Annotated in this window: 21 protein-coding genes; 14 read left to right on the top strand and 7 right to left on the bottom strand. The window is 64.9% G+C overall.

Going from position 1 to position 24223, the window contains the following annotated elements; genetic code table 11:
* The first annotated feature begins 4 nt into the window (after positions 1 to 4).
* The 3 genes from JQ631_RS13200 (at position 5) to mdlC (ending at position 3737) form a co-directional block, all read left to right on the top strand.
* On the top strand, positions 5 to 1120 hold the full coding sequence (locus tag JQ631_RS13200) for a CaiB/BaiF CoA transferase family protein (protein WP_212326725.1): 1116 nt from the start codon (positions 5 to 7) through the stop codon (positions 1118 to 1120).
* Positions 1117 to 1968 (top strand): HTD2 family dehydratase, encoded by an 852-nt coding sequence (locus JQ631_RS13205; protein ID WP_212326727.1) that lies wholly within the window; start codon positions 1117 to 1119, stop codon positions 1966 to 1968. The genes JQ631_RS13200 and JQ631_RS13205 overlap by 4 nt, the downstream gene beginning before the upstream one ends.
* A gap of 146 nt (positions 1969 to 2114) precedes the next feature.
* Positions 2115 to 3737 carry a benzoylformate decarboxylase gene (gene mdlC, locus JQ631_RS13210; protein WP_212326729.1) on the top strand — a complete coding sequence of 541 codons (1623 nt, stop codon included), beginning with the start codon at positions 2115 to 2117 and terminating at the stop codon, positions 3735 to 3737.
* 180 nt (positions 3738 to 3917) lie between these two features.
* Here mdlC and JQ631_RS13215 read toward each other — a convergent pair whose 3' ends face one another.
* Positions 3918 to 4712: an SDR family oxidoreductase gene (locus JQ631_RS13215; protein ID WP_212326731.1), complete on the bottom strand. Its 795-nt coding sequence runs from the start codon at positions 4710 to 4712 to the stop codon at positions 3918 to 3920.
* 55 nt (positions 4713 to 4767) lie between these two features.
* Entirely contained in the window at positions 4768 to 5463 is a 696-nt protein-coding gene (gene trhA, locus JQ631_RS13220) for a PAQR family membrane homeostasis protein TrhA (RefSeq protein ID WP_212326733.1), read from the bottom strand.
* A 179-nt stretch (positions 5464 to 5642) separates the two neighbouring features.
* On the opposite strand from trhA, the gene JQ631_RS13225 reads away from it, so the two are divergent.
* Both JQ631_RS13225 and JQ631_RS13230 read left to right on the top strand, forming a co-directional pair.
* Complete coding sequence (locus tag JQ631_RS13225; RefSeq protein ID WP_212326735.1) at positions 5643 to 7112, top strand: YcjX family GTP-binding protein; 1470 nt, start codon at positions 5643 to 5645, stop codon at positions 7110 to 7112.
* Entirely contained in the window at positions 7109 to 8137 is a 1029-nt protein-coding gene (locus JQ631_RS13230; protein WP_212326737.1) for a YcjF family protein, read from the top strand. Before JQ631_RS13225 ends, JQ631_RS13230 begins: the two co-directional genes overlap by 4 nt.
* 182 nt (positions 8138 to 8319) lie before the next feature.
* Here the strand turns inward: JQ631_RS13230 and JQ631_RS13235 are convergent, their stop codons facing one another.
* Positions 8320 to 9849: a glycosyltransferase family 39 protein gene (locus tag JQ631_RS13235; protein WP_212328596.1), complete on the bottom strand. Its 1530-nt coding sequence runs from the start codon at positions 9847 to 9849 to the stop codon at positions 8320 to 8322.
* A gap of 228 nt (positions 9850 to 10077) precedes the next feature.
* Here JQ631_RS13235 and JQ631_RS13240 point away from each other — a divergent pair, with 228 nt between their 5' ends.
* The 4 genes from JQ631_RS13240 (at position 10078) to JQ631_RS13255 (ending at position 13938) form a co-directional block, all read left to right on the top strand.
* Positions 10078 to 11814: an adenylate/guanylate cyclase domain-containing protein gene (locus JQ631_RS13240; RefSeq protein WP_212326739.1), complete on the top strand. Its 1737-nt coding sequence runs from the start codon at positions 10078 to 10080 to the stop codon at positions 11812 to 11814.
* Between the two features lie 205 nt (positions 11815 to 12019).
* Positions 12020 to 13219: a SorA family sulfite dehydrogenase catalytic subunit gene (sorA, locus tag JQ631_RS13245; RefSeq protein WP_212326741.1), complete on the top strand. Its 1200-nt coding sequence runs from the start codon at positions 12020 to 12022 to the stop codon at positions 13217 to 13219.
* A gap of 12 nt (positions 13220 to 13231) precedes the next feature.
* Positions 13232 to 13540, top strand: coding sequence for a SorB family sulfite dehydrogenase c-type cytochrome subunit (gene sorB / locus JQ631_RS13250; protein ID WP_212326743.1), 309 nt, complete (start codon positions 13232 to 13234; stop codon positions 13538 to 13540).
* A 197-nt stretch (positions 13541 to 13737) separates the two neighbouring features.
* Positions 13738 to 13938, top strand: a complete 201-nt coding sequence (locus JQ631_RS13255) for a cold-shock protein (protein ID WP_008134691.1) — start codon at positions 13738 to 13740, stop codon at positions 13936 to 13938.
* Between the two features lie 170 nt (positions 13939 to 14108).
* Here JQ631_RS13255 and JQ631_RS13260 read toward each other — a convergent pair whose 3' ends face one another.
* Positions 14109 to 14570: an Lrp/AsnC ligand binding domain-containing protein gene (locus JQ631_RS13260; protein WP_097657706.1), complete on the bottom strand. Its 462-nt coding sequence runs from the start codon at positions 14568 to 14570 to the stop codon at positions 14109 to 14111.
* Between the two features lie 113 nt (positions 14571 to 14683).
* On the opposite strand from JQ631_RS13260, the gene putA reads away from it, so the two are divergent.
* From putA to JQ631_RS13275, 3 genes are all read left to right on the top strand, one after another.
* Complete coding sequence (gene putA, locus JQ631_RS13265; protein WP_212326745.1) at positions 14684 to 17683, top strand: bifunctional proline dehydrogenase/L-glutamate gamma-semialdehyde dehydrogenase PutA; 3000 nt, start codon at positions 14684 to 14686, stop codon at positions 17681 to 17683.
* A gap of 147 nt (positions 17684 to 17830) precedes the next feature.
* Positions 17831 to 19036, top strand: coding sequence for a CaiB/BaiF CoA transferase family protein (locus JQ631_RS13270; protein ID WP_212326747.1), 1206 nt, complete (start codon positions 17831 to 17833; stop codon positions 19034 to 19036).
* A gap of 175 nt (positions 19037 to 19211) precedes the next feature.
* Positions 19212 to 19859, top strand: coding sequence for a glutathione S-transferase family protein (locus tag JQ631_RS13275; RefSeq protein ID WP_212326749.1), 648 nt, complete (start codon positions 19212 to 19214; stop codon positions 19857 to 19859).
* Positions 19860 to 19869: 10 nt separating this feature from the next.
* On the opposite strand, the gene JQ631_RS13280 is transcribed toward JQ631_RS13275, so the two are convergent.
* The 3 genes from JQ631_RS13280 to JQ631_RS13290 form a co-directional block, all read right to left on the bottom strand.
* Complete coding sequence (locus JQ631_RS13280) at positions 19870 to 20034, bottom strand: hypothetical protein (protein ID WP_212326752.1); 165 nt, start codon at positions 20032 to 20034, stop codon at positions 19870 to 19872.
* Positions 20035 to 20108: 74 nt separating this feature from the next.
* Positions 20109 to 21659 (bottom strand): hypothetical protein, encoded by a 1551-nt coding sequence (locus tag JQ631_RS13285; RefSeq protein WP_212326754.1) that lies wholly within the window; start codon positions 21657 to 21659, stop codon positions 20109 to 20111.
* 93 nt (positions 21660 to 21752) lie between these two features.
* The gene (locus tag JQ631_RS13290) at positions 21753 to 22721 is read right to left on the bottom strand and encodes a hypothetical protein (protein ID WP_212328597.1); all 969 of its coding nucleotides are present in this window, start codon (positions 22719 to 22721) and stop codon (positions 21753 to 21755) included.
* Between the two features lie 280 nt (positions 22722 to 23001).
* On the opposite strand from JQ631_RS13290, the gene JQ631_RS13295 reads away from it, so the two are divergent.
* A complete protein-coding gene (locus tag JQ631_RS13295) occupies positions 23002 to 23373 on the top strand; it encodes a Crp/Fnr family transcriptional regulator (protein WP_212326756.1) in 372 nt (123 codons plus the stop codon).
* Entirely contained in the window at positions 23370 to 24182 is an 813-nt protein-coding gene (locus JQ631_RS13300; protein ID WP_212326758.1) for an MBL fold metallo-hydrolase, read from the top strand. The genes JQ631_RS13295 and JQ631_RS13300 overlap by 4 nt, the downstream gene beginning before the upstream one ends.
* The last annotated feature ends 41 nt before the right edge of the window (positions 24183 to 24223 follow it).

Here is a 24223-nt window from a genome sequence, read left to right on the forward strand (position 1 = left end):
CATCATGGGAGCACTTGACGGGATCAGGGTGATTGCGGTCGAGCAGGCGGTGGCGGCGCCGTTCTGCACCTCGCGGCTGGCGGATGCGGGCGCGGAAGTCATCAAGATCGAACGGCCCGAAGGCGATTTCGCCCGCGGCTATGACGCCGCGGCCAAGGGCCAGAGCAGCTATTTCGTCTGGCTCAACCGCGGCAAGCAATCCGCGGTGGTCGACCTCGCCACCAAGGAGGGCCGCACGGAACTGGAGAAGCTGATCGCTGGCGCCGACGTGCTGGTGCAGAACCTCAAGCCGGGCTCGATGGACAAGCTCGGCTTCTCGCGCGAGCGGCTGCTCAAGGACTATCCGAAACTGATCTCGTGCACGATCACCGGCTATGGCGACGAAGGACCCTACGCCCATCGCAAGGCCTATGATCTGCTGATCCAGGCCGAGAGCGGGCTTGCCTCGATCACCGGCAATCCCGATGGCGCCTCGCGCGTCGGCATGTCGATCGTCGACGTCGCGACCGGCGCCACCGCGCACGCGGCGATTCTGGAGGCCCTGATCGCGCGCGGCCGCACCGGCAAGGGCGCCGACATCCGCATCTCCATGTTCGACGTGATGGCGGACTGGTGCACCGTGCCGCTGCTCAACGCCGAGGCCGGCAATCCGCCGAAGCGGATGGGGCTGCGCCACCCCTCGATCGCGCCCTATGGCGTGTTCACCTCGAAGGACGGCAAGGACATCCTGATCTCGATCCAGAGCGAGCGCGAGTGGAAGACGCTCTGCGCGGCGGTGCTGGACCGGCCTGATCTGCCCGCCGATCCCCGCGTCGCCAACATGGTGGAGCGCGTGCGCAACCGCGATTTCACCGACACAACGGTGGCAGACATCTTCGGCGGGATGACGCGCGACGAGCTGCTGAAGCGGCTTTCCGATGCCGACATTGCCTTCGCCGAGGTCAACAGCATGACCGACCTCACCAAGCATCCGCATCTGCGGCGCATCGAAGTGGACACGCCGAACGGCCGCGTCAGCTATCCCGCGCCGGCGCCGATCGTCGTCGGCGAGACCCGCTTCTATGGCGCCGTGCCCGCCATCGGCGAAAATCCCAAGAAGTGGCAGAGCGAGGCGTCATGACCGAGAAGCTCGACATCGATCATTTGCGGCAATGGATCGGCCGCAGCACGGAAGCCACCGACATCGTCACCGCGCAGCTTGTCATGGGCCTGCGCGCAACGCTATTCCAGGAGGTCGGCGAACCCGGAAAGGGCGATGCCGCGCCGTTCACGGTGCATTGGTGCCTGGCGCAGCCGGTGTTTCCGATGTCGATGCTCGGCCCCGACGGCCATCCCACCCGCGGCGGCTTCCTGCCGCCGGTGCCGCTGCCGCGCCGGATGTGGGCCGGCGGCGAGATCGAGTTCCTGCAGCCGCTGCAGGTCGGCGATGAATCGACCCGGAGCTCCCGCATTGCCGACGTGCAGATCAAGACCGGCTCGACCGGCACGCTGTGCTTCGTCTCGGTGGAGCACAGCATCTCCTCGCCGCGCGGCACGGCTATCCGCGAGCGGCAGGACATCGTCTATCGCGAGATGACGAGCAGCGCGCCGGCGACGGCCAAGGCTCCGCCTCCGCCGCCGAAAGCGCAGCATCGCGAGACTCACGTATCCGATCCGGTGCTGCTGTTCCGTTACTCGGCGCTGACCTTCAACGGCCACCGCATCCACTACGACCGCGACTACGTCACCAAGGTCGAGGGCTATCCGGGCCTGATCTTCCACGGCCCGCTGCAGGCGGCGTTCATCATCGAGATGGCGGCGAAGCTCCACGGCGGCAAGGCGCCGAAGAAGTTCACCTATCGCGGCGTGCAGCCGCTGTTCGAGGGCACTGAGTTTTCCATCAACGCGAACCAGACTGATGCGGGTATGGAGCTGTGGACCGCGAATGCGGAAGGGCAGCCGACGATGAAGGGCACGGCGGTGTGGTGAGGCTTTCTCCTCGTCATTGCGAGGAGCGAAACGACGAAGCAATCCAGACTGTCACCGCGGCCGCACTCTGGATTGGATTGCTTCGCTTCGCTCGCAATGACGGGCGGCGTTGGTAGCGCGACAATAAACAACGGGGACGGAAACCAATGTCCAAGAACGGCAAGACCGGCAGCAAGTCCGTCACCGTCAAGCAGGCGACGCTCGACCTGCTGCGCGCCTTCGGCATCAAGAAGGTGTTCGGCAATCCTGGTTCGACCGAGCTGCCGTTCCTGAGCGACTGGCCTGACGACATCGACTATGTGCTGGCGCTGCAGGAAGCCTCCGCCGTCGGCATGGCCGATGGCTACGCGCAGGCGACGCGCAATGCCGGCTTCGTCAACCTGCACTCGGCGGCCGGCGTCGGCAATGCGCTCGGCAACATCTACACCGCGCACCGCAACCAGACGCCGCTGGTGATCACCGCCGGCCAGCAGGCGCGCTCGATCCTGCCGCTGCAGGCGTTCCTTTATGCCGAACGTGCCTCCGAATTTCCACGGCCTTACGTGAAGTACAGCGTCGAGCCGGCGCGGCCCGAGGACGTGCCGGCCGCCATCGCGCGCGCCTATTACACCGCGATGCAGCCGCCATGCGGGCCGACCTTCGTCTCGATCCCGATCGACGACTGGGCCCATGCCTGCGCACCCGTCGAAGCGCGCAAGGTCAGCCGCGAGATCGGTCCAGAACCCGACGCAATGAAAGCACTGGTCGCCGCACTCGGTTCCGCAAAGCACCCTGCCCTCGTCGTCGGCCCCGGCGTCGATCGTGCCGGCGCGGTCGACCTGATGGTGCGCGTCGCCGAGAAGGCGAAGGCCAGCGTCTGGGTCAGCCCGTTTTCGGCGCGCTGCTCGTTCCCCGAGCGTCACCCGCAATTCGCGGGCTTCCTGCATGCCTCGCCCGCGCAACTGTCCGACGCGCTGCGCGAGCACGACCTCGTCGTCGTCGTCGGCGCACCGGTGTTCACCTTCCACGTCGAGGGCCATGCCGCAATCTTCGACGGCGGCGCGACGATCTTCCAGATCACCGACGATCCTGACGCCGCGGCGGTGCCCCCCGTCGGCACCAGCATCATTGCGACGATGAAGCCGGCGCTGAGCCAACTGCTCGACATGCTGCCGGAGAGCAAGCGCGCCACGCCGAAAGGCCGCACGCTGCCGCCGGCGCCGCAAGCCGCCGATCCGCTGCCGGTCGAATTCCTGCTGCACTCGCTGTCGCAGGCCATGCCTGAAGGCGCCTCGCTGGTCGAGGAAGTGCCCTCGCACCGTCCGGCGATGCAGAAATTCATGCCGATGCGCGGGCAGGATAGTTTCTACACCATGGCGAGCGGCGGCCTCGGCTATTCGCTGCCCGCCGCGGTCGGCATGGCGCTCGGCAAGCCGACGCAACGTACGGTCTGCCTGATCGGTGACGGCTCGGCGATGTATTCGATCCAGGCGCTGTGGACCGCCGCACAACGCAAGCTGCCGCTGACCATCGTCGTCATCAACAATTCCGGCTACGGCGCGATGCGTTCATTCAGCCAGGTGATGCAGGTGCGCAACGTGCCGGGGCTCGAGCTGCCGGGGATCGACTTCGTGAAGCTCGCCGAAGGGATGGGCTGCCACGCGGTCCGCGTGAGCAAGGCCGCGGAGCTCGGCGAGGCGCTCAAGCGCGGCATGGCGTTTGAGGGTACGAGCCTCGTCGAGGTGATCGTGGATTCGGCGGTGCCGGTGCTGTACGGGCAGAAGCATTGACGTCGTCGTCCCGGCGAAGGCCGGGACCCATACCGCGTGATCTGTCGACGATGTGACGGTATCAGTACCGAATAACTACCGGTCTTCGCCAAACTTTAGCCTGTGGTTATGGGTTCCGGCCTTCGCCGGGACGACAGCGAGTGTTTGGCGCAAGCGTGCCTCAAGCCTACAGACCCTCCCCTACTTCCCGAACTCCTCCCGCATCTTCGCCTGGATCTTGGCCATGCCGCCGATCCAGCGGTCGTAATTCTCGGTCTTCTTGCGCATGTAGCCGAGCACCTGGGGGTGCGGCAGGATCAAAAAGGTCTCCTGCTCGAGGCCGGCGAGCACGTCCTTCGCGACCTGCTCCGGCGTGAGGTCGCCGTCGCCGGATTGCGGGCCCTTCGGGATCGAGCGCAGCATGTTGGTGTCGACGCCCTGCGGGCAGAGGATCGAGACCTTGATGTTGTCGGCCTTGTGCGAGATCGCGAGGTTCTCGGCAAAGCCGACCGCGGCGTGCTTGGTGGTGGAATAGGCGGGGCTGCCGACCTGCGACAACAGGCCTGCGGCCGAGATCGTGTTGAGGAAATAGCCGCCGCCGCGCCTCTTCATGCGGGGGATGAGATGCCGCGCCGCATAGACATGCGCCATGACATGGATCGCCCAGCTGCGCTGCCATGGCTCATCGGAGGCGCCGCCCGCATTGACCGACATCGGATCGAAGCCGCCGCCGATGCCGGCATTGGAGCAGAACAATGCGATCGGGCCGAACTGTCGCTCGGTCTCCTCGATGACGTGAGAAATATCCTTTTCCTGTGCGACGTCGCATTTGAAGGCGGCACCATCGACCGTCGCGGCGACCGCCCTTGCATTGGCCGCGTCCATGTCTGCGACCACGACCTTGGCCGCGCCAGCCTTGTGAAAGGCCTCGCACAGCGCCTTGCCGATTCCGTTTGCGCCGCCCGTGACGACCACGACCTTGCCGGTCACCTGCATGCGACGTCTCCTCTTGTCTTATACCGCGCCGCTTGTCTCGCTGCGCGGAAGCTGCTCAGCTCAACACGAGGTCGAGCACCGCGGTATAATGGCATGCCGCGCCAGCCAAGACAAAGCCGTGCCAGATCGCATTCTGGAAGCGCAGCCGACGCCAGGCGTGGAAGATCACGCCAAAACTGTAGAGCAGTCCGCCGGCAAGGATGAACCCCAGCGCCAGCGCGGGCAACGCCCTGACCACGGGTCCGTAGAGCATCACGCCGCTCCAGCCCATCGCGAGATAGATTCCGACCGCGACACGGTCGAACCGCCCGGGACAGAGAAGCTTCAGCACGATGCCAAGGATAGCCACGCACCAGACGCCGGCGAGCAGCACCAGCGCGAAGACACTGTCCTTCACCTCCAGAATGAACGGCGTGTAGGTCGCCGCGATCAAGAGATAGATCGCGGAATGATCGAAGCGGCGCAGCAGCCATTTGGCGGGCGAGACCGGCCAGAGATTATAGGTCGCCGACAACACCAGCATCGACATCAGTCCGGCGACATAGACCGAGACACCGAGAACGTTGGTCGCATCGGCATAGACCGCCGTCAGCACCACCAGCACGGTCGCGGCGATGATGCCGGCAAGCACACCGATGCCATGGACGATGCCGTCGGCGATCAGTTCGGCGCGATCGTAATTCCAGCCGATCGCGTCGGCGGCGGCGTGGACGGAATTGGATGCAAGTTGCTTCAATCTGAAGACGGTCATGGCAATCCGCTCAACGTGGCAATGCCCTCGTGCATGGGTCTGTCGGGACCGGCGCGTCGTTCAATCCGCTGATTTGCCGACAAAGGCGGTGGAAGTATGAAGCTTGATTTTCCTCACGCAATTGCCACTTTTGTGAACGGCTTCACTGTTCCGCCCGCCCCGGATTAAATCACGTTCATATGGCATTCAGTTTCCAGGATATGGTCGAGGAGGCGCGCCTGTCGGCCCGGGCGCTGATCGACTATGGCGAGCACTTCTTCAACCCGACGGTGCGGCTTGGTGTCACCGGCCTGTCGCGGGCCGGTAAGACCGTATTCATCACCGCGCTGATCCACGGACTGACGCGCGGCGGCCGGTTTCCGGTGTTCGAGGCCTATGCCTCGGGCCGGATCGCGCGGGCGCATCTGGCGCCGCAGCCTGATGACGCCGTGCCGCGCTTTTCCTATGAGAGCCATCTGCGCGCGCTGATCGAGGAGCGGCGCTGGCCGAGCTCGACCGTCGACATCAGCGAGCTGCGCCTCGTCATCGATTACCAGCGCCTGAACGGCGCCGACCGCACACTGACGCTCGACATCGTCGACTATCCCGGCGAATGGCTGCTTGATTTGCCGCTGCTTCAGAAAAGCTACGAGCAATGGTCCGCCGAAAGCCTGGCGTTGTCACGCGAGGCGCCGCGCGCGCATCTTGCTGCGGACTGGCACGCGCATCTGGCGACACTCAAGCCCGAAGCCCGCGAGGACGAGCAGGCGACACTCACCGCCGCAAAGCTCTTCACCAGCTATTTGCGCGCCTGCCGCGACGAGCGGTTTGCCATGAGCCTGTTGCCGCCCGGCCGCTTCCTGATGCCCGGCAGTCTCGCCGACACGCCGGCGCTCACCTTCGCACCGCTCGACGTGCCCCCAGGCGGACAGGCGCCGGAGGGATCGTTGTGGGCGATGATGGTGCGCCGTTATGAGGCGTACAAGGATGTCGTGGTACGGCCGTTCTTCCGCGATCATTTCGCCCGGCTCGATCGCCAGATCGTGCTCGCCGATGCGCTCGCCGCATTCAATTCGGGACCCGAGGCGCTGCACGATCTCGAAGCGGCGCTATCAGGAATTCTGGATTGCTTTCGCATCGGCCGCAGCACGTTTCTCTCCAGCCTGTTCCGGCCACGCATCGACCGCATCCTGTTCGCGGCGACCAAAGCGGACCATCTTCATCATTCCAGCCACGACCGGCTCGAGGCCGTGCTGCGCCGCGCGGTCACCCGCGCTGTCGCGCGCGCCGACGACACCGGCGCGCAGATCGATGTCGTCGCGCTCGCTGCCGTCCGCGCCACGCGCGAGGCTCAGGTTGCGCATGGCCGCGACAAATTGCCCTCGATCCTGGGCACCCCGGCTGCCGGCGAAAGCGCGAACGGCGAGTTCTTTGACGGCACCACCGAGGTCGCAACCTTTCCGGGCGATCTGCCAGATGATCCCGAGCCGCTCTTTAACGGCACGGAGGCGTTCCGCGGGCTCTCCACCCAGGCCGCCGAGCGGAGCGATTTCCGCTTCCTGCGCTTCCGCCCGCCCAAGCTCGAACGCGAGGGAACGAACGAGCCCGCGTTGCCGCATATCCGCCTCGACCGTGCCTTGCAGTTCCTGATCGGAGACAAGCTCGCATGAACGACCGATCCCAACAGCGGCGGCCGGCAACGTTCCGGCTCGACAATCCCGATGTCGTCGTGACCGAAGCCGACGAAACCAGCCGGCTCAGCCGCGCCACCATTCAGATCACGCCGGAACACGATCCTCAGGCGCTGCCGGCGCCGATTGAAACAGCGCTCCCCGCACGGCGCGGCTTTCCCTGGGGCGCGCTGTTCTGGTCCGGCGTTGCCGGCCTGACGCTGCTCGGCACCGGGCTCGGCGTCGTGCATCTGATCGAGGATCTGTTTGCGCGCAGCGAGAGCCTCGGCTTCGTCGGGCTCGCACTCGCCCTGGTCACCACGCTGGCGCTCGCAGTCGTGATCGGGCGCGAGGCGTTTGGCCTCGCACGCCTCGCGACGATCGAGAAGCTGCATCGGCGGGCCGCCGAGGTACTCGCCAGCGATGATCGCAAGGAGAGCCGCGCCATCGTGCAGGACCTGATCGCGATCGCGCACCAGAACCCGCAGCTCGCGCGCGCCCGTGCCGCGCTCGAAAGCCACACCGGCGAGATCATCGACGGCGCCGACATGATCCGGCTCGCCGAGCGCGAATTGATGTCGCCGCTGGATGCGGAGGCGCGGCGGCTAGTGTCGTCGGCCGCGCAGCGGGTCTCGATCGTCACGGCAGTGTCGCCGCGCGCGCTGTTCGACGTGCTGTTCGTGTTCGTGGCTTCGCTGCGCCTGATCCGCCAGCTCGCCCGCCTCTATGGCGGCCGCCCCGGCGCGCTCGGCATGATCCGCCTGCTCCGCCACGTCATCGCCCATCTCGCCATCACCGGCGGCATGGCCGCGAGCGACAGCCTGGTGCAGCAGATGCTCGGGCACGGGATTGCAGCAAAGCTGTCGCAGCGGCTGGGTGAAGGCATGCTCAACGGACTGCTGACGGCGCGGCTTGGACTGGCCGCGATCGACGTCACCAGGCCGCTGCCGTTCGCAGCCCTGCCGCCGCCAAAACTGTCGGATCTCGCAACGGATCTGCTGCGGAAGAAAGAAGAAGAGGAGTAATCCTACGTGCGACACGCTTGCTGCACCCTCTCCCCTTGTGGGAGAGGGTGGCTCGCCGCAAAGCGGCGAGACGGGTGAGGGGTATCTCTCCGCGCACGCAGATTCTGCTGTGCGGATAGATACCCCTCATCCGGCGCTTCGCGCCACCTTCTCCCGCAAGGGGAGAAGGAAGAGGAGCCGCGCTAGGTGAGCGAGCGCTTCTCGAACTTGCCGGCCAGCACGCGCCACTGGAACAGCGGCGAGTCCTTTGGCGGGGAGAGCTCGGGGGTCCATCCGGTCAGCTTGTCGAGCGTGTAGGTATCGATCAGGACGCCGCGCCAGCGACGCTCGACCTGGCCGAGCGGCTCGCGCGTGGCGGGGATCTGCTCCCATAGCGGCGAATGATCGTCGGGCTGGCGACCGATATAGATGCCGGCGTGCCCCTCGATCCGGTCCATGCCTGGATCGCGGAAATCCTGGAAGCGGCCGCGCTCGTTGATTTCGACCACGGGCACCTTACCGCGGAACAGCCAGCGCATCATGGCGTAGGTGCGGTAATCCGTGGTCGCGATCCAGGTCGCGCCGGTCTCGTCCAGCGCGGCCTGTGCGCGCGCGGCGACCTGGTCGTAACCGGCCTCGGCGCCGATCGGATCCATCTTGCCGAGGAAATTCCAGGGTGCTGCGACATAATAGAGGAACACGATCACGACGAAGGCGATCCCCGACACCAGCGCCGTGTTCACCCAGAAGATGCTCGAGCGGATCGTCCGCGCCGACCAGCCTTCTTTCGGCAGCATCACCAGGTTCACGGCGGCGGCGGCGAAGCCAACCGGCCACATGAACATCGGCCAGGTGTCGCCGACCCTGAGCGTCAGCGACTTGAGGAAGAAGTAGAGGAACGGCACCAGCACCGCCGTCGACAGCAGGATCGCAACCGGCTCGCGCGAGCGATAGCCGCGCCACGCCGTCATGACGAGGCCCGACAGCACCACCGGCAGCATGACGAAGCCGACGAGGCCGAATTGCAGGCCGATATAGTCGCCGATGGTCCGCAGCGAGATGCCGTAATTGGCGGTGGCGCGGACGCCCTGGAATCGGAACGAGGCCCAATCGTGCTGCGCATTCCAGATCAGCACCGGCGAGAACGTTGCGATGGCGACCAATACCGCGAGATAAGGATAGGGGCTGCGCAGCCAGCGCCAGCGCCAATCCGGCACCAGCAGGAACGCGGCGACCGCAGGCGCAAACATGATCGCGGTGAATTTCGACAGCAGCGACAGGCCGGCGAACAGCCCGGCCGCAAGCCACCAGCGGCCGTCGCCGCTTTGCACGAGCCGCACCAGCGACCACATCATCGCCACCGCGAACGGGATCATCACGACGTCGGGCGCGACCTTGGCCATCAACAGGCCGTAATAGAGCGCGGCCTCCGGCATCAGCACCGCGACCACGATCGCGCGCACATCGTGAGTGAGGCGGCGGACGATGTCGGCGAGCAACAGCTGCGTCACCAGCATCGCGACGATGCCGCCGAAGCGGACGCCGAGCACGGTGTCGCCGAAGATCGCGGTACCAAATCGGATGAGCCAGGCGATGCCGGGCGGATGATCGAGGAAACTGAGCGTCGTCTCTTTTGACCAGGTCCAGTAATAGGCCTCGTCGGTACGAAGCTCGATTGCGGAGGCGTAGACGATACGCATCGCCGTCATCGCGGCGATCACCAGCACAGCCATGACGAGCAGCCGGCGCGAGGCGCCGTCGGGCTTTGCGGTGATGGCGGGAGCGATCGTCACGGCGGGCTTTTCCCTGACTTGGGAGGGGGAGTCAATGTGGGCCACCGTCGTCCCCCACGAGGCTTACCATTACGTAACCTTGCCGGTTATGTGATCCCGCAAGGCGTCTATCCGCGGAATTTAACTCTCCGCTGGCTGTTCTCATCAGTGAACTGATACAACCGAATCATGGCCGCGACCGCCCTTTCACGACTGCCCGAACTGATCCGCTCGACCAGCGCGCGGCAGGTCCGGCTGGTCTGCGGCGTCATCCTGTTCTCTTACGTGGTCAGCCATTTCCTCAACCATGCGCTCGGCAATATCTCGGTCGATGCCATGCAGATCGGGGTCTATTACCACACGGTGTTCTGGCAGTTCCTGCCCGTCGCGATCGTGTTTTATGGCGCGGCCCTGACCCATATGGGGCTCGGCGTCTACGCGCTGTATCAGCGCCGCCAGTTCCGCTGGCGGACGATCGAGCCGCTGCAACTCGTGCTGGGACTGAGCATCCCCGCGCTGGTGATGGCGCATGTGATCGGCGTGCGGCTCGGCCAGACGCTGTATGGGCACGAGAAGCTCTATCCGCAGGAGCTCTATCTGTTCTTCGTCGTGGCGCCCGGCCGGCTCTGGACGATGACGATCCTGCTCATCATCGCCTGGGTGCACGGCTGTATAGGCATCTTTTTCTGGCTCCGGCTGAAACCGTTCTTCACCCGCGCGGCGCCGTATTTGCTGGCAGCCGCCGTGCTGATCCCGACGCTGGCGCTGCTCGGCATCTACCAGGGTGGCCGCAGCGTCGCCGCCGAAAGCGATGACGGCGAGTGGCGCACGCATAATTTCACGCAAACTCAGGTCGGCACCGTCGCGGAAGCCGATACGCTCGATCGCATCACCGGCGCCCTCACCATCAGCTACATCGCCCTGCTCGGCCTGGTTCTGCTCGGACGCGGCGTGCGCGGCTGGCGCGAGCGGCGTGGCGGCATGATCGCGCTGTCCTACGGCAACGGCAAGACGGTGCGGGTGCCCAAGGGGCTGTCGGTGCTGGAAGCGAGCCTGCGCCACAACGTGCCGCATGCCAGCGTCTGCGGCGGCCGCGCCCGCTGCTCGACCTGCCGCATCCGCATCATCGGCGATCACGACGCCTTGCCCGCGCCGTCGCAGCGCGAGGCGTTCGTGCTGGCCCGCGTCGGCACCGCCGATCCCTCGATCCGGCTGGCCTGCCAGTTGCGGCCGAACGCCGATCTCTCCTTATTCCAGCTGTTCATGCCGCACATGCTGTCCGCCAATGCGCATGCGTCCTCGCCGGCGAGAATCGGCCAGGAGCGCTATCTCGTCAGCCTGTTCGTGGACATGCGCGGATCGACCCAGCTTGCCGAGAAGCGGCTGCCGTTCGACACCGTCTTCATCGTCAACCGTTTCCTCGGTGCGGTGTCGCAGGCCGTGATCGAGAATGGCGGCCAGCCGAACCAGTTCGTCGGCGACGGCATGCTGGCGCTGTTCGGTCTCGCCAGCGATCCGAAGGAAGCCTGCCGGCAGGCGCTGAAGGCGGTGGCCGGCATCGCGACCCATGTGGACGAGCTCAACGAACTCCTGAGCCACGACCTGCGCCAGCCGATCCGCTTCGGCATCGGCGTCCACGGCGGTGAGGTCATCATCGGCGACATCGGCTACCGCGACCATATCGTCTTCACTGCGCTCGGCGATGCCGTGAACGTCGCCGCCCGCCTCCAGGACATGACCAAGACGCTGGCCTGCGAGGCCATCGTCTCTGAGGAGGTCCGCCGCACGGCCGGCCTTCACGAGGATGCGCTGCCGAAGCAGGAGGTCGCGATCCGCGGCCGCGACGAGCCGATGGTCGTGCGCGTCATCACCGACACCAGGACATTGTCCGCCCTCATCGCCGGCAAAGAGCGCGTCGCGGCGTAAGCAGGGAGCCACGCGCAAGGCGCGCTCCCTCTCCGCTTGCGGGAGAGGTGAGGGAATCATTCCACGTAACACCGGCCTGTTGCAGCGCAACGGCATGGGTTTGCTGCGAAAGCACGAATTGACTTCAGCCAAATGGTTGAGACAGATGTGCGCAGGTCTCGCGGTGATGACCGCGAGCCAACGAAAAGCTCCGGGAGGAGACACCATGTTCGACCGACGCGACCTGCTCAAAGGAGCGGGCCTTGCCGCTATGGCGGCCACCCTGAATTCCACCAAAGCCCTGGCACTCGACACCGTCACCCTGCCCATCGGCAATGGCGAACGGCCGCTGGTGAAGTATCCGCAGAAGCGGCCGTTGATCGGGCTCACCAGCCGGCCGCCGCAGCTCGAGACGCCGTTTGCGGTGTTCAACGACGGTCCGATCACGCCGAACAATGCATTCTTCGTGCGCTATCACCTCGCCGACCTCCCCTACAATCTCGATCCCGACAAGTTCACGCTCGAGATCAAGGGCAAGGTCGACAAGCCGCTGAAGCTGTCGCTGAAGGACATCCGCAAGATGAAGGCGACCGAGATCGTCGCCGTCAACCAGTGCTCCGGCAACAGCCGCGGTTTCTTCGAACCACGCGTCGCCGGCGGTCAGCTCGCCAATGGCGCGATGGGCAATGCGCGCTGGCGCGGCGTGCCGCTGAAGGCGGTGCTGGAGATGGCGGGGGTGCAGGCCGGCGCCAAGCAGGTCGTGTTCGGCGGCATGGACGGCCCGGTCAGCGACAAGACGCCCGACTTCGCCAAGGCGCTCGACCTCGCCCATGCCACCGATGGCGAGGTGATGCTGGCCTACGGCATGAACGGCGAGGATTTGCCGTTCCTCAACGGCTTCCCGCTGCGCCTGATCGTTCCAGGCTATTACGGCACCTACTGGGTCAAGCATCTCAACGAGATCACCGTCGTCGATACCGTCTATGACGGCTTCTGGATGAAGTCGGCCTATCGTATTCCAGACACGCCGGACAATTCGATCGCGCCCGGCACCGCGCCGAAGGCGACGATCCCGATCAACCGCTTCACCATCCGCTCGTTCATCACCAGCGTGACTGATGGTGCCAAGCTGAAGGCGGGCCGCACGACGCTGCGCGGCTTCGCCTTCGACAGCGGCAAGGGCATCAAGGACGTCTCGGTCTCGACCGATGGCGGCAAGACCTGGACTTCCGCCAAGCTCGGCAAGGATCTCGGCAACTATTCGTTCCGCGAATGGAAGCTGCCGGTGAAGCTTGCGTCCGGGCAGATCGAACTCAAGGTCCGCGCCACCAGCAATTCCGGCGAGACGCAGCCGGACACGCCGCGCTGGAACCCGGCGGGCTATCTGCGCAACGTCGTCGAAACCGTCCGCGTCAGCGTGGCCTGAGGGAGAATGATCATGCAGCGCACCGTTCTCCTCGCCATCCCGCTTGCCGTCGCCGCGCTGATGGGGTCGGCCCTTGCCGCGCCGGTCAACTACAAGACGCCGGATGAGACAGCAGCCTTCAAGCCCGGGCCCAATCTCGAGGTCGTGCAGGGCAATTGCGCCGCCTGCCACTCGTCCGACTACATCGCCACGCAGCCGCCGATGAAGGACAAGAAAGCGTTCTGGCAGGCCGAGGTGACCAAGATGATCAAGGTCTATGGTGCGCCGATCGATGATGCCGACGTCTCCAAGATCGTGGACTATCTGGCCGCGACTTATTGACGGTGTCAGGGCCAATTGACCGCGAAACAGGCAAAACCGGCAAAAGCGCTGCGAAGTTGAGCGAATTTCGGCGAAATGCGGATGTGGTTTGATCTACCAAGCCCGCCGCATTCCGCGTATCCTGTTAGGACCGAACCGGCCGGTTGGCGGGGACTGGCGGTTCGTGATCTCGGAGGAAGACCCGCGGAGAAGTCGTGATGGCTAAAGGTACGGTCAAGTGGTTCAACCCGACCAAGGGTTATGGATTTATCCAGCCTGCGTCGGGCGGCAAGGATGTGTTCGTGCATATCTCGGCAGTGCAGAAAGCCGGTCTGTCATCCCTGAACGAAGGACAGACGGTGGAATACGAAGAGATCGCAAACCGGGGCAAGACCTCAGCAGAGAACCTCAAAGTATAAGCCCGCCAGCTTTTTGCTGCCTCCCGGATTGATCCGGGAGCGGGCCAAGAAAATTTTAGAAGACGGCCAGTGCATTCGACGACAGGCGTTGCGACTGCACACAGAGAGCTATTTTCCTGCGAAGACCGCTTGTTCAACGCCGCAGCAATGACAATCGCGACCGCATTTGGTCAGCCCACCGGCAACGGTGCGTCGCGCTTGATCTCTTCCATCACCGCATAGGTGCGCGTCTCGCGAACGCCAGGCATTGCCAGCAGGGTCTCGCCGAGAAAGCGCCGATACGCCGCCATGTCGGCCAGCCGCGCTTTCACCAGATAGTCGAAGCCGCCTGCAACCATGTGACACTCCAGCACTTCAGGTGCGAGTTTCACTGCGCGCGCAAAGCGTTCGAAATTGTCAGGCGTGGTCTTGTCGAGCAGCACCTCGACGAACACGAGCAAGCCCAGCCCAAGCCGGTGCGGGTTGAGCCGCGCCCCATAACCTTCGACAAAGCCTTCGCGTTGCAAGCGCTTCAGCCGCTCGCCGATCGAGGTCGGCGACAGCCCGATGCGCTCGGCGAGTTCGACATTGGCGATCCGCCCGTCTTCCTGCAAAATCGAGAGGATTTTCCGGTCGATGCGATCCAGTTCCATATTTTATGTGGCCATGCCATCAATAGTCTTCATTTTCTAAGGCAAATTTACTATCTTGTCTATCGAACTACGGTCATGCGGGCCTTATCCTGGCTTCAGCCACAGGACACGCCATGCCGAACATCCCGCCGCCCTTCTCTGCCCCCTACGCGCCCGATGATGCCGACATCGCCGCGCGGCTCGTTCCATCCGCGCGTCTCGCCCCGCCGCAGGAAGCACGGATCGATCGCACCGCGACGCGGCTGATCGAGGCGATCCGCAAGCGCGATGATCGGCTCGGCGGGGTCGAGGACATGCTGCGCGAGTTCGCACTCTCGACCAAGGAAGGCCTCGCGCTGATGGTGCTGGCGGAAGCGCTGCTGCGCGTGCCGGATGCCCGCACCGCCGACCAGTTCATCGAGGACAAGCTCGGCGAGGGCGACTTCATCCATCACGAGACCAAGTCCACGGCGTTCCTGGTCAACGCCTCTGCCTGGGCGCTCGGCCTGTCGGCGCGGGTGATCCAGCCCGGCGAGACGCCTGATGGCACCATCGGGCGGCTGGTGAAGCGGCTGGGCGCGCCCGCGGTGCGTACCGCGACGCGCCAGGCGATGCGGCTGATGGGCAATCATTTCGTGCTGGGCGAGACCATCGAGCAGGCACTGGAGCGAGGCAGGCCGCGCTCCGGCCAGCAGCCGCGCTATTCGTTCGACATGCTCGGCGAAGGCGCGCGCACGGCGGCGGATGCGAAGCGCTATTTCGACGCTTATGCGAGCGCCATCGAGACCATCGGCAAGGCCGCGGGCAATCACCCCCTGCCCGACCGGCCCGGCATCTCCGTCAAACTCTCGGCACTGCATCCCCGCTTCGAGGCGATCAGCCGCGACCGCGTGATGTCCGAGCTCGTGCCGCAACTGCTGGACCTCGCGCAGCGCGCCAAGGCGTATGATCTCAACTTCACCGTCGACGCGGAGGAGGCCGACCGACTCGAGCTGTCGCTCGACGTGATCGCGGCAACGCTCGCCGATCCCTCGCTCAAGGGCTGGGACGGCTTCGGGCTTGCGATCCAGGCCTATCAGAAGCGCGCGAGCGCCGTGATCGACTACATCCACGAGCTGGCGCGCGCACATGACCGCAAGCTGATGGTGCGGCTGGTCAAGGGCGCCTATTGGGACACCGAGATCAAGCGCGCACAGGAGCGCGGCCTCGACGGCTATCCCGTGTTCACCCGCAAGGCGATGACGGATTCGAACTACGTCGCCTGCGCCGCGAAGCTTCTGGGCCTGCGCCCGCGCATCTTCCCGCAATTTGCGACCCACAACGCCCTCACCGTCGCAACCGTGCTGGAGTTGGCCTCCGACAGCGGCGGCTTCGAATTCCAGCGTCTGCATGGCATGGGCGAAGCGCTCTACGAGCAGCTTGCCAAGGATCACCCCGAGATCGCCTACCGCACCTACGCGCCGGTCGGCAGCCATCGCGACCTGCTCGCCTATCTGGTGCGGCGGCTGCTCGAAAACGGCGCCAACTCGTCCTTCGTGGCGCAGGCGTCGGACTATCGCGTCCCGGTCCCGGCGCTGTTGAAGCGTCCGGTTGATCTCATCGTCCGTCCCGATCACGCGCATCACGCCAGGATTCCGTTGCCAGGCGATCTGTTTGCGCCGGAGCGGCACAATTCTGCCGGTATCGAGTTCGGCGAGCGCGCGGCGCTCGACCGGTTGCTGACTGAGGTCAAGGCTGCGACGCCCGATCTCAAGCCGGTAGCAGACGCAACGCCGGAGCAGACAGGCACGGCGATCACGGCAGCACGCGCGGGCTTTGCCGCCTGGAGCCGGACGCCGGCGGCGACACGCGCGGCAGCGTTGGAGCAGGCCGCGCATCTCCTCGAGATTCGAGGCGCGCATTTCATCGCGCTGCTTCAGCGCGAAGGCGGCAAGACGCTCGACGACGCGCTCTCGGAGCTGCGCGAGGCCGCCGATTTCTGCCGCTATTATGCCGCGCAGGGCCGAAAGCTTTTCGGCACCGAGACGACGATGCCGGGCCCGACCGGCGAGAGCAACGCGCTCGCCATGCGCGGCCGCGGCGTCTTCGTCGCGATCTCGCCGTGGAACTTTCCGCTGGCGATTTTCCTCGGCCAGGTCACAGCGGCGCTGATGGCCGGCAACAGCGTCGTCGCAAAGCCCGCCGAACAGACGCCGCGCATCGCCCGCGAGGCCATGGCCCTGCTGCACGAAGCCGGCATTCCCAACAGCGCGCTGCACCTCGTCACCGGCGACGGCCGCATCGGCGCCGCGCTGACCGCGCATCCTGACATTGCTGGCGTCGTCTTCACCGGCTCGACCGAGGTCGCGCGTCACATCAACCGGACGCTCGCCGCCAAGGACGGGCCAATCGTGCCGCTGATCGCCGAGACCGGCGGCATCAACGCCATGATTGCGGATGCCACCGCACTGCCCGAGCAGGTCGCAGACGACGTCGTGACCTCCGCGTTCCGTTCCGCCGGCCAGCGCTGCTCCGCGCTCCGGCTGCTGTTCGTGCAGGAGGACGTTGCCGACCGCATGATCGAGATGATCGCGGGCGCTGCGCGCGAGCTGACGATCGGCAATCCCGCAAACATCGCCACACATGTCGGCCCTGTCATCGACGTCGAGGCCAAGCAGCGGCTCGATGCGCATATTGCGCGAATGAAGGGCGAAGCGAAGCTGCACTTTGCCGGCACTGCGCCGGAGGGCTGCTTCGTCGCGCCCCACATCTTCGAGCTGAAGGATGCCAGCCAGCTCGCCGAGGAAGTGTTCGGACCGATCCTGCATGTCGTGCGCTACCGCGCCGAGAACCTCGAGCGCGTTTTGCAGGCAATCGAGCGAACCGGCTACGGCCTCACGCTCGGCGTGCACTCCCGCATCGACGACACGGTCGAAGCCATCATCGACCGCGTTCAGGTCGGCAACATCTACGTCAACCGCAACATGATCGGCGCCGTAGTCGGCGTGCAGCCGTTCGGCGGCAACCGCCTGTCCGGAACCGGACCCAAGGCCGGCGGCCCGCATTATCTCGCGCGCTTCGCCACCGAGCAGACCGTGACCATCAACACCGCAGCCGCCGGCGGCAACGCGGCGCTGCTCGCGGGCGAGGAATGAGGCTCGCCTCTACAGCCACCGCGCTGCAATGAGCCCTGCGCCCGGCGCCGTTGCATCCCGATGAAACATCGGTCTAATGCTGCCATGACTTGGCCTGCGCCAATTCCAGCGCGCGGGAAACGGCAAGAGCGAGGGAGCAACGCCGCGATGGAAAAAGGCATTTTTGCAGGGCTCAAGGTTCTGGACTGCGCGAGCTTCATCGCGGCGCCTGCGGCAGCGACCGTGCTGTCCGATTTCGGCGCCGACGTCATCAAGATCGAGCCGCCCGGCGCCGGCGATCCCTACCGCAATCTGCCCAACCTGCCCGGCTATCCCACCGGCGAGCACAATTTCGCCTGGCTGCTCGAGGCCCGCAACAAGAAGAGCCTCGCGCTCGATCTCTCCAAGCCCGAGGCGCAGGCCGTGCTCTACAAGCTGGTCGAAGAGGCCGACGTCTTCATCACCAACATGCCGCCGCCGGTGCGCGGCCGGCTCGGCATCACCTATGACCATCTCGCCCATCTCAACGACCGGCTGATCTACGCCTCCTTCACCGGCTATGGCGAGAAGGGCGAGGAAGCCAACAAGCCCGGCTTCGACAGCAATGCCTATTGGGCGCGCTCCGGCCTCATGGACCTGGTCCGCGCCGACACCGACACCACGCCAGCGCGCTCGGTCGCCGGCATGGGCGACCATCCCTGCGCCATGGCGCTGTACAGCGCGATCGTCACCGCGCTCTATCAGCGCGAGAAGACCGGCAAGGGCTCGCATGTCGCCTCCAACCTGATGGCCAACGGCGTGTGGGCGGCGAGCGTGCTGGCGCAGGCAAAGCTCTGCGGCGCCAAGTTCGGCGAGCGGCGCCCGCGCGAGCGCGCGCTCAATGCGGTCGCCAACCACTACCAATGCAAGGACGGCCGCTGGCTGATCCTCTCGCTGCTCAGCGAGGAGAAGCAGTGGCCGACGCTGGCCAAATGCCTCGGCCGCGAGGACCTGATCAACGATCCGCGCTTCGCCACCAAGCCGGACCGTCACGCCCGCTCGATCGAGCTGATCAAGATCTTCGACGAGACGTTTGCGACCAGGGATCTCGCCGAATGGCGCAAGATCCTCGACGGCAACGGGCTGGTGTTCGGCATCGTCGGCATTCTGGACGACATTCCGAACGACAAGCAGATGCTCGACAACGAGGTGCTGGTGCCGTTCGAGAACGACACCATGCTCACGATCTCCAGCCCGATCTGGATCGACGGCACCAAAAAGGTGCAGCCGCGCAAACCGCCCGGCGTCGGCGAGCACAGTGACGAGATTTTGCGTGGCGCGGGATACGACGAAGCCGCGATCAGGCAGCTGCGATCGAAGGGGGCGGTGGGGTAGAGCGGGCTGCGAGGTAAGAGGCGTATCGCGCGCCACATACACCGTGTCGTCCCGGCGATGGGGAAATAGCTCGCTCCAGCAGACGCATTGCTGGATTGCTTCGCTGCGCTCGCAATGACGAGGGGGAGCTAGCGCGGTATAACAATCGGCAAAACCCAATGCCGCGTGAGGTCCCATGCCCAGCTATCGCCTTCACTACTTCCCCGAATCCGGCAACAGCTACAAGCTGGCGCTGATGCTGACGCTCTGCGGCGAGACGTTCGAGCCGGTGTGGACCGATTTCGGCGGCGGCGTCACGCGTACGGCCGAATGGCGCAAGTCCGTGAACGAGATGGGCGAGATACCCGTGCTCGAGGTCGACGGCGCGAAGATGACGCAGACGGCCCCGCTCCTGCTGAAGCTCGCCGGGCAATACGGGCGCTTCGGCGCCGAGACGGAAGCCGATGAGTTCGAGCTGCTGCGCTGGCTGTTCTGGGACAACCACAAGCTCACCGGCTACATGGCGACCTATCGCTTCATGCGGGCCTTCACCGAGAAGAACGATCCGCAGGTGCTGAAGCATTTTCGCCGGCGGCTGGAGGACTTTCTCGGCATTCTCGACGGGCATCTCCGGCACAACGCCTTCGCGATCGGAGCCAGGCCGACGGTCGCCGATATCTCGATGATGGCCTATCTGCACTATCCGAGTGACGAGCACGGTTTTGATTTCGCGACGAGCCATCCAGCCATCCACGCGTGGCTCGGCCGCATGGCCGCACTGCCCGGATGGAAGCCGGCCTATGAGCTGCTCCCGGGAAAGCGGATGACGAACTACGCAAAGTAAAGGCGGCTCGCTACTTCAGCGCCAGCCAGCCGAGCGTGAACAGGATTCCGCCGATGATGACGACGACCGCGATGGCGGAGGCGCTGACGCGGATGCTGCCGGCGACCTGCTTGGCTTCCTCATTCTGCGCGATCTCGCGATTGCGCTCCTTGTCGGCGTCGCTGGTATCCGTCATGGATCATCCGAACCGGTTGCTGGCTGGCGCATGATCTTACCGGAAGACCGCTACACACTTTTCCGGATCATGCGCTAGCGCGTCTTGATGAAGCACATGCCAATGCGGCTCGAAGCCGCCGCAGGCTCACAGGTGAGACCTTTAGCACAGGTCCATGACGTAAAGCTCTTATCCGGTGCTCCTGATCCCGCAATTTGCAGGGAACAATGCGCGCCCCAGCCGTCCTGGTATTCGGTGCCGGCGAGCTCCTGGGCCCCGCGGGTTTGCGGCCGGCTGGCAAATCCGCGTGAGAAATCAGGGCGTTTGCCGGCAGCGAACGCAGTCAGGATGTCGCGGCGGCGGAGCTGGTCGCCGAAAAAGTGCGGCGAGGCCGGCACGATGGTGGAATTCGACGCCCCGTCCGTCAGCCAGTCCACACCCGGGAAATGGAAGCCGCCGATGCCGCGGGTCTGATGGCAGCCCGAACAGGTGACATCATTGAGGCGGCGCTGGAAGCCGGCGACCGAGCGGATGTTCTCCATGGTGATGCCTTGCGCGGACGCCTGCTTCAGCGCGCTGACCACATCGTCGTCGGCAAAGAGGGGCTCGCTCTTGCCCTCGCCCTTGTCTTCTCCTTGCACCATCCCGAACTCCGGCTGCAGCGTCGAGGCGTCGAGGCCCGCAGGCGTCGGCGCCACGGCAGCCCTGGCGAGATACTTCTCCGGGATCAGCACGGTGCCGCGATCGAACTCGCGAAGATTCGCGGGGGCAAGCAGCCAGGCCTTGAAGTCACGCCGGAGCGCCTCATCGGCAAGGATGCGGTCGCGATCGATCTGGTTTTCCAGCGTCGATTCCGCGAACGTCCTGGTGGCGGCGTCGTATTTGAACACCTTGAGCAGATAGTCGGAACGGAAATCGTGCAGTGCTGACTTCGGCGCTATCGAGATCTGAATGTTGGTCTCGATGCGATCGATCATCGCATCGTAAGGCGCGGAGCGACTGCCGATCAACCCTTGCCAGTCACCATTTTCGAGCCAGCGCCGCGCGACCTCGGCACAGGTGACCGGCTTGCCGTCCGCATCCGTTTGGCGCACATCGCGCGCCTTCATCACCAGATTGAACGTCATCGGCAGGCGCGTCGCGATGTTGCCGATATCTGGTTTTTGCTCGAACCGCGCCAGGCGATAGATCAGCCGTATCTCGCCGCAGGATTCTTCCGAGACATAGGCACGGTCCATGCGGTTGACGATGCCTGCCAGCACGAAGCGCGTGTTGGCGGATTTCAGACTGAAGCGATCGAACAGCCGGACGTCGAAACCGTCGCCGACGCCGATGGTCTCGCTCGGCGAGGCCTGCTTGTGCTGCACGATGTAGCGATCGAACTCCGCATCGATCGCCGGTAGGATATTCTTGAGCTGCGGCAGCGATGAGAACAGCTGATCGCTGCTCAGCGGACCCTTCGCGTTCCGCTCGGGCTGCAACAGGCGCGAGATTGACAGCGCATCGCTTTGGTCAAGCTTGCGCAGCAGATCGGGATCGGTGATCGCGGTGCCGCGGGTGAGCGGCGCGTCCTCCGCTGCCGAGACCGACATGACGCCACCTAACAACAGAATAGCAGCCAGGAGAATTCGCGGCGCGCGGCTCATTCCTCCACTAACACCGCTGACGACGGCCTATTCAAGAAAAAAGGCGCTTCACGCGGTGGTGAAGCGCCTCTTCGAAATCTGGATATCGGACGCTTAGCGCGCGACGATCAGGCCTTTGGCGGTGACGACGACCCAACGGCCGTCCTGGCGACGGATCGCATCGACGCGGCCGATGCCGGGGATGGGATCGCCGGCATAGACCTCGTACAGGCCATTCCGACCCTCGATCAGCGCGCCGCCATTGGCGACATCGCGCAGCCTCCAGCCCTCGATCGTCGGCAGGCGGCCGACCTCGGTCTTGGGCGCAGCTGGCGCGGGGGCCGCAGCGGCAGCGACCGCCTGGGCCGGGGCCGGCGCGATCGAGCCGGTGGTCTCCTTCGCGGGCGCCGCGGCGGCGGCCTGCACGGGAGCTGCCGGTGTCGTGGCGCGGAGCTTGTCGACGGTCTCGGACAGTTTTGCCAGCTTGGCCATCGGTTCGGCCTGCGCCTTCTCGAGCTTGTCGAGGCGGTCGTTGGCCCGATTGATCTGGCTGAGACCGTTCTTCGAGGTGTGCTCGACATTGGCCTTGAGCGCGACGACGTCGGCATCGATCCGAGCGACGGAGGCGTCCAGCGCGCTGGTATCGGCAACCTGGGCCGGTGCCGGGGTGGCGAAATGCATCATGCCGGCGGTTGCAAGCGCACCGCTGATGGCGCCCACGCAGGCCGCAATTGCCACGACTGCGGCCATCGCGGACAGGCGGCGCTTGCCGCCGGTGTCACGCACCTCGTCCGCCTTCACATGCGGGGCAAACTCTTCGCGGTCCCAGGACTGCTCCGAAGGCGCCATGACGATGAGCTTGCCGGGCTTCGCCTCTGCTTTGGGCTCGGGCCTGGGTTCGGCTTTCGCCTCTAACTTGGGGACCTCGATCCTTGAAGCCTCGACTTTTGGTAGCTCGACCTTCGGAGCATCCGCCTTGACCAGATCAGGTTTGGGCGGCGTCTCGTGGTCGGGGGCGATCGAAGGGGCCTCGATGCCGGCGGCGGCGTTGGCGGCAGTGTCCTGGCCGGCCAGTTCGGGCATGGATTCGCTCACGGCTCAAATACTCCAGTCTGGGTTGACCTTTTGGTAACTTTCATTGCTTGCGAATTCCTTACCTCGGGACCCGCTTACCGAAATTTTAGGAACTCGTCCGGGGCCGAATTGGGTCGGGAAAGTGGAACCGGCGTGGCGCCGTGCAACAAATCGTCAGCCGATGTTGCTCTGCGGTAGACGGCATCCTTAGCCGAAGGGGTTGTTTGCCCGTCATTGTTCCCCGGCTAACATGGGCCGTCCCGTCGGCCAGAAGGCGTTTGGGGGTGCCATGACGATCGAGAAATGCATCAACGCGTTTGATGTGGATGACGTCATCTTCGAGGAAGGCTCGACCGGCCGCGAGCTATTCGTCGTGCTCGACGGCGAGGTCGAGATCGCCAAACTCGACGGCCCGCGCAAGACCAGCATCATCAAGCTCGGCAAGGGCGAGTTCTTCGGCGAGATGGCCGTGATCGACGGCTCGGCCCGTTCGGCGACCGCGATCGCCTCGGCTCCCAACACGCGCGTGATGCGAATCAACCACGCCCGCTTCGTCTATCTCGTCAGCCAGCAGCCGGCGTTCGCGCTGATGGTGATGGACGCGCTGTCGAAACGCCTTCGCGCCTCCAACGCCGTCACCTACCGGGCGGCGCAATCATGAGCGAGCGCAAGCCGACCGCATTCCCGATCCTGATGAAGAACGACACCTGCTCTCTGATCCAGGCAGCCGACGACGTCTACCAGATCCGCTTCTCCAACCGCGCCGCCAATGCCTATCTCGTGCGCGGCTCCGCGCGCACCATCCTGATCGACGTCGGGCTGTCCTCGAACTATCCGGCAATGGTTGAATGTCTGAACTTCGCCGGCTGTCCGCCCGAGAAGATCGACATGGTGGTGCTGAGCCACGAGCATCTCGACCATATCGGCGCGGCCTGGCACTTCAACGAGCGCCGAACCTATGTCGCCGCCCATCGGCTCGCCGCCAACAAGATCATGCTGCGCGACGATTTCTCGATGCTGCGAAAAATGTTCAACGAGCCCAACGTCCCAATCAATATCGACATCTGGCTCGAGGAAGGCAATCTGATCGACCTCGGCAATTTCCGCCTCAACGTGATGTACACGCCGGGCCACACCTCGGCCTGTATCACCCTGTTCGATCAGGACAAGGGCCTGTTGTTCGCCGCCGACACCCTCATGCCCGGCGGCGTGATGGGCGGTGTGTTCGGCTCCGGCAGCATTGCCGACTACATCCAGTCGCTGGAGCGCATCAAGGGGCTGAATACGAAGATCCTGCTGTCAGGACACGGACGACTGTCGGATACGCCGCAGGACGACGTGCGCATCGCCATCGCGCGATCGCACAGTCTGCTGGAAGACACCGCACATTTGTTCGACGCGCTGGACGCACGCTCGAACTTCGAACCGATCATGCAGTCGGTGCGGGATTTGAACAAGCTGGATGATTGAGGCACTTCGTCATTGCGAGGGGCGAAGCGACGAAGCAATCC

This window comes from Bradyrhizobium manausense (genome assembly GCF_018131105.1).
In the GTDB taxonomy this organism is placed as follows: Bacteria; Pseudomonadota; Alphaproteobacteria; order Rhizobiales; family Xanthobacteraceae; genus Bradyrhizobium; species Bradyrhizobium manausense_B.